The organism is Limosilactobacillus urinaemulieris (assembly GCF_014838745.1).
Lineage (GTDB): Bacteria > Bacillota > Bacilli > Lactobacillales > Lactobacillaceae > Limosilactobacillus > Limosilactobacillus urinaemulieris.
Map to the genome: position 1 here is coordinate 38,845 of NZ_JABUXR010000004.1, position 13,767 is coordinate 52,611.

The following is a 13,767-nucleotide window of genomic DNA, read 5'->3' on the forward strand; positions in this document are numbered from 1 at the left end:
TTAAATTAACAAAAGACGTGAAGATACTATTTCACCAGCATTCTCACGTCTTTTAACGGCTGCTCACTTATTAATTATGAATTAAAAACGAATTTCGTTCTTAACATTTTTTCCTTTAATAATCGCGGCAATATCATTCAAACTAACCTGAACCATATTGCGAACAGCAGTAGTCGTCATGAAGGCAACGTGTGGCGTCACTACCACGTTTGGCATTTCCACTAATTCCTTGAAGTCAGCTGGAACGTCTTCTGGCGAAACCTTCTTACTAAAGTAAGTTGTTTCATCACCAAGAGTATCAAGCCCAGCTCCCGCAATTTCATGGTTCTTCAGAGCTGCAATCAGGTCATTCGTATTAACAACTTTTCCCCGTGCCATATTAATCAAGATTGCATTATTCTTCATTTGCTTAAATTGCGGAGCAGCAAACATGTTTTCTGTACTGGAAGTCAACGGAACATGGAGGGTAATAATGTCAGCCTCCGTTAACGCGGTTTCTAGATCAACAAAAGCGTCAACATACGGTGCATAAATAACGCTCGCTTCCCGCGTAACCGCAATTACCCGTGCACCCAACGCCTTATAAATCTGTGCGGTTGCTCCGCCAATATGACCGAGACCGACAATCGCAACGGTTTGGTTGTAGATTTCATTGCTAACTAGATCTTTACTCCAGCGGAAATCAGCGTCATTTACCATCCGTTCCTTAAATTCTCCGATCCGGCGCAAAAGGTACATTGCGTGGGTCAATCCCATTTCCGCAATTGCCCGTGGAGAATAGATAGAAACATTCGTGATCTTCAGACCATTGCTCTTTGCTAAATCAAGATCAAACATGTCAAATCCTGCTGTCCGGGTTGATAGCTGCTTAATCCCAAATTGCTTTAACTTAGCATAGATCGCTGGATCATCAATCTTACTGGTCTGAAGAACTGAAATTCCATCAAAACCCTCTACTAAATCAATTGTTGAGGCGGTTAGTTGTTCCTTAACTAATTTAACCTCATTGCCGGTTTTAGCCGCCCACTCCTTAGCGTAAGGCACCTCTTTATCGTCTACGCCAAACATAATTAGCTTCATTTGTAATCCCATCCTTTATATATCTGTAAGTATTTGTGTGCAAAAAATCGCTTACAATCTTTATTATACTAGATTGATGAACAAACTAAAAACAACCTAAGATTAGTTCAGAACGAAGATAATCTTAGGTTGTTTATTTATAAAGTCATTTTTAATTTAAGCAGTCTTAGTTTCTCGACGAGTGACAAAATCACGCTGAATCCAAACGGAGACAATCATTGCTAAGGCGTCAATAATAACAAAGACAATCAAAGTTACATAATAATTGTGGAGCACTTGGTGAGTGTAGGAAAGCAGGATTGGTCCGACCATCCCCGCGGCAGCCCAGGCAGTTAAGATGTAGCCATGAATTGCGCCTAATTCCCTCGTTCCAAAGACATCGCCAAGGTACGCCGGAATTACTGAGAATCCGGCACCGTAGCAAGACATTAACAAGCAGAGTGCTAACGCGAAGATAAATGGTGTCTTGAAGAAAAGGAGAACAAAGAGCATTAAAATATCGAGCACAAAGATCAAACTGTACGTAAGCGGCCGACCGATGAAATCAGATAGTGTTGCCCAGGCAAGCCGACCGAAACCGTTGAATAAGCCAATGATCCCGACCATTACCGCGGCAGCACTGGCAGTCATTGTTGTCATATTCTGTGCCATTGGAGAAGCTGCCGAAACGAGACCAATTCCAGTGGTGATGTTGATAAAGAACATGAACCACAAGAATGCAAAAGTTCGGGTCTTTAATGCTTGGTTGGCGGTTAATTCTTGGTTAGTTAAACTTACCCGTTGAGCATTTTCAGCGATCGCTTGTGGTAATTCATGAGGACGTGGCTTTTTAATAAATTGAGCAGCTACGATCATTACAACAAAGTAGAATGCTCCTAAAACATAAAAGGTATTAGCAATCCCCACAAGTGCCATCAGGTGTTGAGCAACTGGACCAGTAAGCATTGCCGCAAAACCGAATCCCATAATTGCTAACCCAGTAGCTAATCCCCGCTTGTCAGGGAACCAACGAACAATAGTTGATACTGGTGTAACATAGCCAGAGCCTAATCCTAATCCGCCAATAACACCATAAGCTAAGTAAAGCAACCATAAGTGGTGTGATTGGATCGCTAATCCAGTCAATGCAATTCCGCTTCCGTAACAAATACTTGAGATCGTTCCAGTAACGGTTGGGCCAAACTTTTCAACTAACCGTCCCATAAATGCAGCTGACATCCCTAAAAAGAAGATTGCCAAACTAAACGCAAATGATACTGATGTTTCCTTCCAACCAGTATAGGCAGAAATTGGCTTGGTAAACACACTCCAAGCATATACCCCACCAATCATTAAGTGGAGGATTACCCCCGCAATTGCAACTCCATACCGGTTCCTCGTCTTTGCCATTATTTCCGAACATTATTTTAAATAAGTTGTATTAGTTCGGTGTTTAAAAAATAACACAGGACTTTTAATTAAACAATAAGCAAAACACGAACTTTATCATTGTAAGCGATTAAATCGTAAATTATAAAAAAGCCGGGAGAAGACTTTGCTTTTCCCGGTACTTTTAATCTTGATTACCAACTTTACTATTTATCATTTTTGCCATCTGATGTAAAACCATCGCCCTTGCCCATTGGACCGTGTTCATTAGCTTTCATGCTTTCAACAGTTGGGGCACGGAATTCATGTGATGCAATTCCCTTCATCGTTAGCAAGAGTAACAGGTTGAAGACAACTGCGATTCCGAGAAGAACAAGGTTACAGAACAATGTGTAATGGGTACCAAGACCACCACTGATTGAATCACGGAGACCCAAGATTGAGTAGGTCATTGGTAAGTACCAGTGAATAACATTGTAGAACTTCATGGTAACTTCCATTGGGAATGTCCCACCAGAACCACCAAGTTGTAACATCAGAAGAACCATGGCAACAAACCGTCCTGGGTTATCAAAGGTCATTGATAAGAACATAACAACGGCCATTGAAGCGAGTCCGAAGAGGATCGTTGTTGCAAAGAATGATGGAACATGATCAACTGTTAAGCCGCACAGCATCATGATTCCACATTCAACAACGGCCATGGCAATTGCGGCCACCGCACCAACGACAACTTTACTAAACCACCAAGCAGTTGCGGAGGTCTTTGGATCTGCAACCCGTCGAATTGGGTAAACAAAGTTGAAGACCAGCATCCCAACATAGAGGGCAACTGACAGAACATAAGGTGCCAGTGCGTGACCATAGTTTGGTACGTAACTGTAATTAGAGTGCTTTTCAACTGAAGGTTCAGCAATCATCTTAGCAGTCCGTGGTGAAGTCTTAATACCGTTGATCGTCTTTGCACCCTTGCCAAGAGCAGTTGAGAGCTTAGCAGCACCAACATTTAACTTGGTAATTCCCTGAACAAGGGCAGGTGAATTATCAACTAATTGCTGGGTACCAGCGGCTAATTGGTTAACCCCCGCAGTCAATGCAGGAACCTGACCATTCAGTTGACCAAGAGCACCAGCAAGTTGACCAGCACCAGCATTTAATGCACCAGAGTTAGCCGTTAATTGACCAACCCCAGCACCTGCTTGCGCAACTCCAGCAGTGTATTGACCAATCCCAGAAGTTAACGTTCCGGCACCAGCGGCAGCGGTATCTACTCCGTTAGTGTATTGGTTGACACCAGCACTAAGTTTGTTTGCTCCGTCTGTTAATTTCTGAATTTCAGGAAGCTTACCAGAAATTGCATTTAATGAAGAACCAGTTTGCGTTTGCATGTTTGTTAAACTAGTTTGCAAATCGGTTGCTGCTTTCTTAACATTTGCAGCACTCTGATTTGCTCCTGTGGCAGATTGATCAACAGCTTGTTTTAATTTATTAACATTAGATTGTAACTCGTTAAGAGATTTAACTAAATTTTGTTGTTGAGCATTTTCTGAACTTGCATTTGCTGCCATATTCAAAGCTGCCTTAGCCTGCTCAATTGCTGCTTGTTTAGAAGCATCAGTTGCCTGAACACCATTTAATGCATTAGCTGCTTCACTCAACTGAGCACTTTGATCGCTACTTCCACCAGCAGCAGATACTTGTTGCTTAATTTGACCAATGGCAGCACTCAAATTATTTAATTGCGAAGAAAGTTGACTAAGTTGGGTACCTGTCTGAGCAATTGGAGCCAACGCATTATTGAGAGCTTGACCCTTAGCATTGATATCACTAGACATTGTCCCCATTTGAGTTTGAATTTGAGGAAGCATGGTACTAATAGTATTATTCAATTGCGAATTTCCAGCAGCAACCTGAGCTGCTCCACTTTGAAGATCACCAGACTTACCGCTCAATGTATTCAAGCCGCCTTGCAACTGGCTCGCACCAGAGTTCAACGCACCAGAATTGGCGTTCAATTGACCCAATCCAGCAGCAAGCTGACCGACACCACCAGTGTATTGGCGAATACCGTTAGCAAGCGTTTGACTACCAGATGCCAACTGTTGAGCACCGGCAGCTAACGGAGCAACGCTTACCTGCAATGTCTGAACACCGTTGTTTACTTGAGAAACCCCGGCAACGTACTGGTTCATTCCGCTTTGCAGCGTAACCAATCCGGTATCCAATTGCTTTGCCCCGTTAGCAGCGGTACTCATTCCTTTACCAACGGTGTGCAAGGCCTTAAACATTGCCGTAGCATATGCCCGGGTAACTTGTGCCCGAATTTTTTCGTTCAGCTTGGTCATTCCGAGTTGACTAATTACTTCACCAATGTAGTTAAGGGAACCATTAGTCTCGTACTTCAACTGCATTTGTTTAGGATGCTTATCCAATACAGTTGTGGCGTTTTTCGAAAAGTCCTTTGGGATCGTCACTACTGTGTAATATTTCCGGTGGGTTAAACCGTAATGTGCCTTTTCTGGTGAAACGATTTCCCACTTTAATTGCTTATTCTTCTTTAATTCTTTAACCATCCGGTGTCCAATATCCATCGTTTGTCCACGATATTCAACTGGAACATCCTTATTGACAACCGCTACTGGTAAGTTTTCTGTACTCCCATATGGATCCCAAACAGACTTCAGGAAAAAGATACTGTAAAGGAATGGGATGATACAAATAACAGTAGTGGAAATCAATAATAGTCGATTGTGCAGGATATTCTTAAATTCTGCTTTAATCGCATTCCACATTTCTATTCTCCTCTTATCCCCTAAATATTTTTATTAATAGTTTCATCGTTTTTGTTCCAATTGACGACCTATTGATAACGACTGCATCGTTCGTTTGGCAAATTCAATCACATGCTCAATTGAAACATCATAGTTTTTCTCCTGCCACCAATAAAATGTGCCGATCAGTGCGCCACTCAAAACATAAGCCAGCATCTCCGGATCATCGGTTTGTTGTAATAATTGGATAACAGAATCATTGCTCTTTTCACGCCGACGTTCCAACATAATCTGGCTTAAGATATGCATCATTTCAGCATACAGCGAACTATGAGCACTTTCAGATGCTAAGTGCCGAAAAACGTTCTTATGATCATTGACGTAGTAAATTAACTGCTTAATTAGATCATCTTCAGAATCACTACTATCAACCAAGTGGTTTATTTGTGTTCCCAGAGTTTGTTCAAGGAGGTCATATTTATCACGGAAATAACGGTAAAAACTGCTCCGGTGTAATAACGCTTCTTGACAAATCTGGTCAACGGTTAGGTGCTCAAAGGAATACTCTTCAAGCAACGTCAACAATGCATTTTGAAAATCACGCACGGTTCTCGTGACTCGCACAACTTTCCCCTCCTTTTCGCCGATTTTGCAATGAATATTGTAAGCCATGTCAAAAATAGACAACAGAGTTAATTTGGCACATCTGCATTAAAATGAGACAAAAATAAACTATTGTCTCATTAAATCGGGACAATAGTTTTACTATCCAATATTTTATTCAATTGTAGTTCTTCGGTTTGAAGTTCGTTGACGATAAGCAACCTGAGCTTTCAGGCCATAATCAGCAGTTGTCATAATTGTGGTTCCGCTTCGACCAGGAATCTTATTTGGTCCATCGACCACGACCAAGTTAGCTAAATAAATTCGGTACTTTTGGTGGGCCTCCCGAACATCAGTCAACCCAATCTTAGAAATATGACCAACTGGTCGCCGTTCCATTTGGTTCATCCCCATGTAAATTTCAAGACGGTGACGAATCGGATCATGGACCAGTTCAAAGAATGGCGGAATTGATTCTACATTTAGTGCTTGAACTGGTTTATGAGTCTCTTGGTACTGGCGGATAATCTCCCGTTCACTCATCCCGTTAAAATCATTAACAAAGATCTTTTCCGTTAAAAGACGATCAACCACTTTTTGGAGGTTTTCTTGTTCTGTATGATCGATCTCAACGGTTGCGGGGATTGTATCCGCCCCATCAAAAAGGCCGTTTGACTGGTTAGCCAGTCCTGTTGAGTACCGGCTAGCTCCCCGTCTTACTTGTGACTGATTATTATCTGCAAATTTTTGCCCCGTAATTTTAGCAATTCGCGGTGACAAGAAGTCAAATTGTGATGTCTTTCCTAAAAAGTAGAAAACAAAGTTAACGTAAATAAAGTACGTAATTGCAATCATCGCTAAGCAATACAAAAAGCCTCGCAACCAGGCTTGGTTAATGAATAAGCGAAAAGTCACGTATACCAAATAAATATCACCCAGAGTTGCCAGAATAATATAAATCCGGTTCTTTAATTTAACGTCCAAGTTAAAGTAACTTAGCGATGAGTTAATCATATCGAGAAAACTAAACATTAGTTAGGTTCACCCCGCTTATTGATTATCAGTCGTGGTCTGATTATTAGTAATTTGACCACTATTTGATTGACCTGTCTGGTTTTCATTGCCAGTTGAAGTATTACCACCGTTATTTTGCTTATTCTGGGTAGTAGTCGAGGATGAGCGTTCAGTATCGTTCCCAGTATTATTTTGATTTTCCTGAGTAGTTGAATTGTTATTACTACGAGTACTGGAAGATTGCTGTTCGCTTTCATCCTGTTGTGAAGATGACCGGCTAATTGAACTACTATCATCAGAGTCCATTCGCCGACTAACTGATGAAGTAGAACTTACTCGTGCACCTTCAGATGTATGCGTTGCGTGATTAACCACAACGTTAGTAGCTCCCAGTGCTAATACGATTGAAAACAACGCAAAGGGAGTTACGAAAGGTGGGATTTTATTTGCCATAAATAAATGCTCCTTTTCTACAACCTATCATACTCGCTTTTTTCCTCCATAAATATTAAGGAAAGTTGAAGTTATTTTTCCTTTTCCTTTTTTGCCTGGCAATCGGCACAAATACCGTGCAGCTCAAACGTATGACCATTAATTTTAGCCCCCGGCAACTGCTTGGCAAAAAAAGCATAATCAATCGGTGGCATCTGGATCTCTTGCACCCTGCCACAAACATCACAAATAAAATGATGGTGATGGTTAGAATCACAACAAACCTTAACCTGCATCCGTTCTCCAGCTTGTCTGGTTTCAACGATCCCCAAGCTTTCAAAATCTTTCAAGTTCCGATATACAGTACCATGGCTAAGTCCCGGATTATCTTTCCGCAAGCGTTGATCAACATCCGTGAAATCAATGTAATGATCAGGATGCTCAGCTAGAATCTCAATCATTTGCTGACGCTGCTTAGTCCACCGTGAGCCATTATCCTTTAATACCTTACGAGCTTGTTCTACAAGAGTACTCATCTAATGCCACCTCCCCAATGAGAAAAGTATTCTACCATAAATTAGTCATTTTCTGAACTGATTTGTCTTATTATTCGGTCAACCTGAGTAGTTGTTTGCGACCAGGAATCATTAACAACAACATTTGCAATTTCTTTAAGCGCATTCGATAAATGAAGGTCCCGGTGATACTCAGGGCTCTTCAGTCTTGACTGAACTGCCTGTAATTCATCTCCCCGTTTAACCATCCGGTGAGCCAACGATGCAACATGACTCACCGTTAGGAAGATAATTACCGCGCGATCGCCTAGCTTCTGGTGATAGGTAATCGCGCCCTTGGTATCCAGCACAATCACATCATCGTGCCCCGTTTGCCATCCCGTAATCAAACTTTCTAATGAAGAGCCGTAAAGGTGGTGATCATATTCAACGGATTCCAGCAAATGAAGTCTGTTCATTGAAGCCGGCGTCTCAAAATGGTAATCAACCCCATCCCGTTCATTCGGGCGTGGTGCTCGTGTTGTGTGGGTAATAACCCGTACCATCTTGTAACGATCATGAAGATACTTAGCAACCGTTGTTTTCCCTGAACCAGCTGCACCGACAATTACAAATACCTTCCCAGAATTCATATTACTTTGTTAAGTGGTCGTTAACTTGATCGAGTAATTGTTTGAGGTTGTCGTAAGTTAACCGTTCTCGAGCATCAGCATAGTTAAACCAACCACAGTTTTTGATTTCTTCTGCTTGTAAATGAATGTCTTCACTTTGCGTTAAGTCAGCGGTATACAGCGTCATCTGCTTCCGGTTACCGTTTGGCAAGTCGTATTCTGTATATACGTGAAAACTAGTGTCGATTGGTAATACTAGCTGCGTTTCTTCTTTAATTTCGCGTTTAGCGGTCTCTTCTAAGGTTTCATTTCCTTCGACGTGCCCCTTAGGGAATCCCCAAAAATGACCCTTATTCTGACTCTCTAAGAGTAAGTATTCAATTTCACCATTATTCTTCCGGTAAACAACCGCACCACTAGTAATTTCAATTGCCATAGTTATTTGACTCCCTTTAAAATAATCTAATGTTTCTAATTGACTTTTAATGTTAATCAAATGTATTATATTTAGTATCCGCGACAGGAATTGCTCCCTGCCGCTAAATTTATTATAGCAAAGGTGGGTTAAAGATGGGCTTAAACATTTTCCGAAAAGAAAGTCTCGATCGTTATCTCGGAGCTGATAAACTCTTCGTTAAAACGATGAATGCTCGCGATCTGATGGCTATCGGAATCGGAACCGTTATTGGTACCGGGATCTTCATTCTTCCCGGTACTATTGCAGCTAAGCAAGCTGGACCGGGGGTTCCTCTCTCCTTCTTACTTTCCGCAATCGTTTGTGCATTTGCCGCAATGTGTTATGCCGAATTTGCTTCAGCGTTACCCGTTGCCGGTAGTGCTTATTCTTATGGTAACGTGGTGTTCGGCGAATTCTTTGGTTGGCTCCTTGGATGGGCATTGATCCTGGAATACATGCTTGCCGTAGCATCAGTCTCAACGGGGTGGGCAGCCTACTTTAATTCATTTATCGAAAGTTTTGGGCTAAAGATCCCTCATGCCTTATCGGGGCCATTTGATCCCGCGCACGGGACATATATCAATATCGTCGCGGTCGTCATTGTCCTTTTAATCACCGTAATGTTATCTCGTGGTCTGCAATCTTCTGTTCGGGTTAACAACATTGCGGTCGTGATTAAAGTTGCCATTATTTTAATTTTTATTGTTGCTGGGTTGTTCTTCATTAAACCAAAGAATTATCATCCATTCTTGCCTTACCACATGAGCGGGGTTATTCATGGGGCAACGATCGGTTTCTTTGCTTACTTAGGTTTTGACTGTGTTTCTAGTTCAGCTGCCGAAGTGAAGAATCCAAAGCGCAACATGCCCCTTGGAATCATCGGTACTTTAGGCATCGTTACCCTGCTCTATATGGGGGTTGCCGTTGTCCTTACAGGAATGGTGAAGTATACCCGACTGGATGTTGCTAATCCGGTATCATACGCTCTTCAGCTAGTTCACCAAGATTGGCTGGCAGAACTACTTTCAATCGGAGCTCTAGTTGGAATGTTTACCATGATGGTTGCCATGATCTACTCAAGTTCACGATTAATTTACGCGATTGGTCGTGACGGGTTACTGCCGGCATTCCTGGGAAAGCTAGATAAGAAGAGTCACTCTCCACAAATTGCCCTTTGGATTGTTGCGGTGATTATCGCTACTATGGGTGGCTTAGTTTCACTTGATCAATTAACTAGTTTAGTTAACATTGGAACTTTATTTGCCTTTACACTGGTTTCATTTGGGATCATTCCTCTTCGTCGTCGAAAGGACATTGGTAACCGTGGCGGGTTCAAGGTCCCTCTTTACCCAGTTATTCCGATTCTCTCTGGGCTCCTTTGTCTAGCAATGATGACTCAACTACAACTTGAGACCTACATTGGTGCTGGAATTTGGTTCTCACTCGGAATCATTATCTACTTCACTTATGGCTACTGGCACAGTAAGCTAAATGACAAACAAAATTAAATTTAATGCTCTGCGGATTGGCTTCGTTTCAGAAGCTAATCCGCCTTTTATTTAATTGTGAATTTTTGTTGAACTATTGTCTAAAAATACCTTAATAGAGCCTTCTCGCTTCAACCAGAATGGTATAATATTCTTACGAAAAATAAGAAAAGGACTGATTAAAGCAACTTAACTCAAAGCGAACAACCGACTGTTAATCATGGGGACGGGATCCCATGGGATTGTTGCTTTATAGTAAATATTTGAGGAGCAAAATGAAAGAACAATATCAATTAACTACTGATGAACTAAAGAAAGAATTCAACTTAACGGACTTCACTCAGGGATTATCCAGCGCGGAAGTAAAGCAAAAACTTGCTAGTGATGGTCAAAACGTCCTTGAAGTAAAGCCGACTCCTAAGTGGAAAATCTTCCTTCGTCAATTTAACAACATTGTGATCTACATTCTGTTAGTTGCAACGTTATTAACAATTATTATTGGGCACTATACTGACGCCATCGTTATTGGGGCTGTGGTTATCTTAAATTCCTTGATCGGGTACTTCCAAGAAACTAGTGCTGCCAATGCCCTTGCCAAAATTAAGGAAATGATGGCTAATCAGGCAACTGTCTACCGAGACGGTAAGCGTCAGGACATCGATGCTGCTGATCTAGTTGTTGGTGACGTGGTTTTCCTTGAGGCTGGTGACAATGTTCCGGCCGACTTGAGGATTGTTTCTGCAGATAATTTACGGATTGAAGAATCTGCGTTGACTGGGGAAACGAACTCTGTCATTAAAACAGACCAAGCATTGACTGATACTGATATTCCGTTAGCAGAACGCGTAAACATGGCATATGCTTCCACTTCCGTAACAAGCGGAAGCGGTCTGGGGGTTGTAATTGCTACTGCTGAGCAGACTGAAATTGGGAAAATTTCCCAAGAAGTTGCCCACATTAAGCCAAAGAAGACCCCGCTTACCCGGGAAATTGATCATGTTGGAACAGTGGTTCCATACATCACGATTACAACTTCAATCATCGTCTTCATCGTTGGTTTTATGCTGAAGATTTACTCCCTTCCTGCATTAGCCCTCGCGGTTGTTGCGATGCTTGTGGGGGGGCGATTCCTGAAGGGTTACCGGCAATTACTTCCGTGATCCTAGCCTTTGGAATCAGTAAAATGGCCAAATTGTATAAGACAATTATTAAATCGATGCCTGCCGTAGAAACTCTCGGTTCGGTTGACGTAATTGCAACTGATAAAACTGGGACATTGACCAAAAATGAAATGACAGCGACTGAACTGTGGGTTGGCGATCAACTCTATCAGGTTTCAGGAACTGGATACGCACCAAATGGCGAAATCAAACTTAATGGTAAAAAGGCGCCGCTCACTGACCAGCTCAAGCTCTTTGTCGAAGCTGGTTATCAAGCCAACGATACCGTGTTAAGCGAAAATAATGGTGCTTGGCACATTAATGGTGAACCTACTGATGGTGCCTTCTTAACGCTCTATCACAAGGCATATGGTCCTAAGCACCAATCACAGTATGCCGAAATTGACCTATTGCCATTTGACTCTGATTACCGGTACATTGCCGAACTAACAGAGAACCAAGAAAGCCACGAAAAAGTAATCTTCATCAAGGGTTCTCCTGATAAGTTATTTGAAATGGCTCAAAAAGAAGATCCAAGCTTTGACCTTGCCAAGTGGCAACAACGAGTTAACGACTGGTCAAGTGCTGGTAAACGGGTGATTGCCGTTGGTTATCAGCCAGTACCAAGCAACGAAAACTTAACTGAGGTAGAACACGAGCACCTTTATCGGGGAATTAAGTTCCTTGGTCTCGCTGCACTACTTGATGCACCACGAGAAGAAGTCATCGTTGCCTTAAAGAAAATGAATACTGCTGGAGTTCACGTTAAGATGATTACCGGTGATGATCCGCAAACTGCTCGAGCAATTGGTAAGGAACTAGGATTGACTAATGGTCCAATCAACGCCATTACCGGTGCAGAATGGGATAAGCTATCCGCAAAAGAGCGAGAAAGTGCCGCGATGAATAACCAGGTCTTTGCCCGAACGACCCCGCAAAACAAGCTTGAAATCGTTGAAGCCCTTCAAAATCAACAACAGGTTACTGCCATGGTTGGTGACGGGGTAAACGATGCTCCGGCATTGAAGAAGGCCGACATTGGGGTTGCCATGGGGATCAAGGGAACGGACGTGGCGAAGGACGCTGCTGACATGATCCTTGGTGACGATAACTTTGCTACCATGGCAGCGGTAATTAAGGAAGGTCGCCGAATCTACGACAACATTAAGAAGAGTATTCTCTTCCTCCTGCCGACATCCTTTGCAGAGGGACTTGTCGTTGCTTTCTCGATTTTGACCGGTCAGTAAGTTCCCCTTCAACCAGCTCAATTGCTATGGATCAACCTGATTGCCGCTATTACAATCCAATTTGCCTTTGTCTTTGAAAAGGCTGAGGATGGGATTATGGAACGTTCACCACGACCAATTACTCAGCGGTTGATGAATCGTCACGATCTCTTCCAAATGGGTTATGTATCTGCATTAATGGCAATCTTTGCCTTAATTGGGTACGAATGGTTCATCCGGGGTGGTGCAAGCGAAATAAACGCCACAACAATGATGGTAAACACAATTGTTATCAGTAAGATCTTCTACTTCTTCAGTATTAGAACTGAACAGTATGGATTAACTCAAATTAACGACATTAGCAAAAATGCCTGGGGCGTAATTGGGTTGATGATTATTTTCCAACTCTTCTTGACTTACGTACCATTCAGCGAGACTGCTTTCCACGTTACTGGAATCAGTCTCGCTGAATGGGGTGCAGTAATCCTCTTCTCCTGCTTGATTATGATTTTCACTGAAGGAGATAAGTGGATTCGGTCGAGGATGAAGAAAGCTTAATATACAAAGATAAATAAGGTATCGAAACTATATTGATTCGATGCCTTATTTTTTATAATTATTGATTTTAATCATTACTACTAGATTTGATCGAATTATACATTTGACCCCATTTTTCCATTTCAATAATAATTGGTGTTAATGTTTTTCCAAAACTAGTTAATCTGTATTCTGTTCTAGGAGGGACAACCGGATATACCTTTTTCTCTATAATCTTATCCTTCTCTAATCCGTTAAGCTGCAATGACAACATTCTTCGAGAACAGTTTGGCATTTTCTTTTGCAGTTCACTAAACCTACACACATCATTTTTTATAAGGTGATACAAAATAACACTTTTCCATTTACCAGAAATTATCTGTAAAGTACTTTCAACAGGGCAACCTTTACTACAGTCAAAAATATGCCTTTGCAAGATGAGCACTCCTTTCAAAGGATATACTTACTCCATAATACATTGATTCTATTTACGTTACTATTAGGGA

Annotated in this window: 11 protein-coding genes and 1 pseudogene; 2 read left to right on the forward strand and 10 right to left on the reverse strand. The window is 41.8% G+C overall.

Annotated features, from left to right (window positions below; all coding sequences use genetic code 11):
- Window positions 1–81: 81 nt before the first annotated feature.
- The 9 genes from HUK45_RS03015 to HUK45_RS03055 all read right to left on the reverse strand — a co-directional run bounded on the left by HUK45_RS03015 (window position 82) and on the right by HUK45_RS03055 (window position 8,830).
- Window positions 82–1,080, reverse strand: a complete 999-nt coding sequence (locus HUK45_RS03015; RefSeq protein WP_191911030.1) for a D-2-hydroxyacid dehydrogenase — start codon at window positions 1,078–1,080, stop codon at window positions 82–84.
- A 156-nt stretch (window positions 1,081–1,236) separates the two neighbouring features.
- Window positions 1,237–2,469, reverse strand: a complete 1,233-nt coding sequence (locus tag HUK45_RS03020; protein WP_191911031.1) for an L-lactate MFS transporter — start codon at window positions 2,467–2,469, stop codon at window positions 1,237–1,239.
- A gap of 185 nt (window positions 2,470–2,654) precedes the next feature.
- Window positions 2,655–5,240: a YhgE/Pip domain-containing protein gene (locus HUK45_RS03025; protein WP_191911032.1), complete on the reverse strand. Its 2,586-nt coding sequence runs from the start codon at window positions 5,238–5,240 to the stop codon at window positions 2,655–2,657.
- Between the two features lie 42 nt (window positions 5,241–5,282).
- Window positions 5,283–5,843: a TetR/AcrR family transcriptional regulator gene (locus tag HUK45_RS03030; protein ID WP_098044539.1), complete on the reverse strand. Its 561-nt coding sequence runs from the start codon at window positions 5,841–5,843 to the stop codon at window positions 5,283–5,285.
- 153 nt (window positions 5,844–5,996) lie between these two features.
- Window positions 5,997–6,854, reverse strand: a complete 858-nt coding sequence (locus HUK45_RS03035; RefSeq protein WP_191911033.1) for a DUF6681 family protein — start codon at window positions 6,852–6,854, stop codon at window positions 5,997–5,999.
- A gap of 18 nt (window positions 6,855–6,872) precedes the next feature.
- The gene (locus HUK45_RS03040) at window positions 6,873–7,289 is read right to left on the reverse strand and encodes a hypothetical protein (protein WP_191911034.1); all 417 of its coding nucleotides are present in this window, start codon (window positions 7,287–7,289) and stop codon (window positions 6,873–6,875) included.
- A gap of 71 nt (window positions 7,290–7,360) precedes the next feature.
- Window positions 7,361–7,804: a Fur family transcriptional regulator gene (locus HUK45_RS03045; RefSeq protein WP_191911035.1), complete on the reverse strand. Its 444-nt coding sequence runs from the start codon at window positions 7,802–7,804 to the stop codon at window positions 7,361–7,363.
- A 41-nt stretch (window positions 7,805–7,845) separates the two neighbouring features.
- Window positions 7,846–8,415, reverse strand: a complete 570-nt coding sequence (locus HUK45_RS03050; RefSeq protein ID WP_191911036.1) for a guanylate kinase — start codon at window positions 8,413–8,415, stop codon at window positions 7,846–7,848.
- 1 nt (window position 8,416) lies between these two features.
- Window positions 8,417–8,830, reverse strand: a complete 414-nt coding sequence (locus HUK45_RS03055; RefSeq protein ID WP_003716537.1) for a bis(5'-nucleosyl)-tetraphosphatase — start codon at window positions 8,828–8,830, stop codon at window positions 8,417–8,419.
- Between the two features lie 134 nt (window positions 8,831–8,964).
- Between HUK45_RS03055 and HUK45_RS03060 the strand changes: the two genes are divergently transcribed.
- Together HUK45_RS03060 and HUK45_RS03065 are read left to right on the forward strand one after the other, a co-directional pair.
- Window positions 8,965–10,359, forward strand: a complete 1,395-nt coding sequence (locus HUK45_RS03060; RefSeq protein ID WP_191911037.1) for an APC family permease — start codon at window positions 8,965–8,967, stop codon at window positions 10,357–10,359.
- 254 nt (window positions 10,360–10,613) lie between these two features.
- Window positions 10,614–13,282 (forward strand): annotated as a pseudogene (locus HUK45_RS03065) (HAD-IC family P-type ATPase).
- Between the two features lie 67 nt (window positions 13,283–13,349).
- On the opposite strand, the gene HUK45_RS03070 reads toward HUK45_RS03065, so the two are convergent.
- Complete coding sequence (locus HUK45_RS03070) at window positions 13,350–13,697, reverse strand: winged helix-turn-helix transcriptional regulator (protein WP_191911038.1); 348 nt, start codon at window positions 13,695–13,697, stop codon at window positions 13,350–13,352.
- Window positions 13,698–13,767 lie beyond the last annotated feature (70 nt).

What these genes read in the sequence shown, in the direction of transcription:
- HUK45_RS03015 (WP_191911030.1), bottom strand. Translation starts at nt 1,080, where the DNA reads ATGAAGCTAATTATGTTTGGCGTAGACGATAAAGAGGTGCCTTACGCT.
- HUK45_RS03020 (WP_191911031.1), bottom strand. Translation starts at nt 2,469, where the DNA reads ATGGCAAAGACGAGGAACCGGTATGGAGTTGCAATTGCGGGGGTAATC.
- HUK45_RS03025 (WP_191911032.1), bottom strand. Translation starts at nt 5,240, where the DNA reads ATGTGGAATGCGATTAAAGCAGAATTTAAGAATATCCTGCACAATCGA.
- HUK45_RS03035 (WP_191911033.1), bottom strand. Translation starts at nt 6,854, where the DNA reads ATGTTTAGTTTTCTCGATATGATTAACTCATCGCTAAGTTACTTTAAC.
- HUK45_RS03040 (WP_191911034.1), bottom strand. Translation starts at nt 7,289, where the DNA reads ATGGCAAATAAAATCCCACCTTTCGTAACTCCCTTTGCGTTGTTTTCA.
- HUK45_RS03045 (WP_191911035.1), bottom strand. Translation starts at nt 7,804, where the DNA reads ATGAGTACTCTTGTAGAACAAGCTCGTAAGGTATTAAAGGATAATGGC.
- HUK45_RS03050 (WP_191911036.1), bottom strand. Translation starts at nt 8,415, where the DNA reads ATGAATTCTGGGAAGGTATTTGTAATTGTCGGTGCAGCTGGTTCAGGG.
- HUK45_RS03055 (WP_003716537.1), bottom strand. Translation starts at nt 8,830, where the DNA reads ATGGCAATTGAAATTACTAGTGGTGCGGTTGTTTACCGGAAGAATAAT.
- HUK45_RS03060 (WP_191911037.1), top strand. Translation starts at nt 8,965, where the DNA reads ATGGGCTTAAACATTTTCCGAAAAGAAAGTCTCGATCGTTATCTCGGA.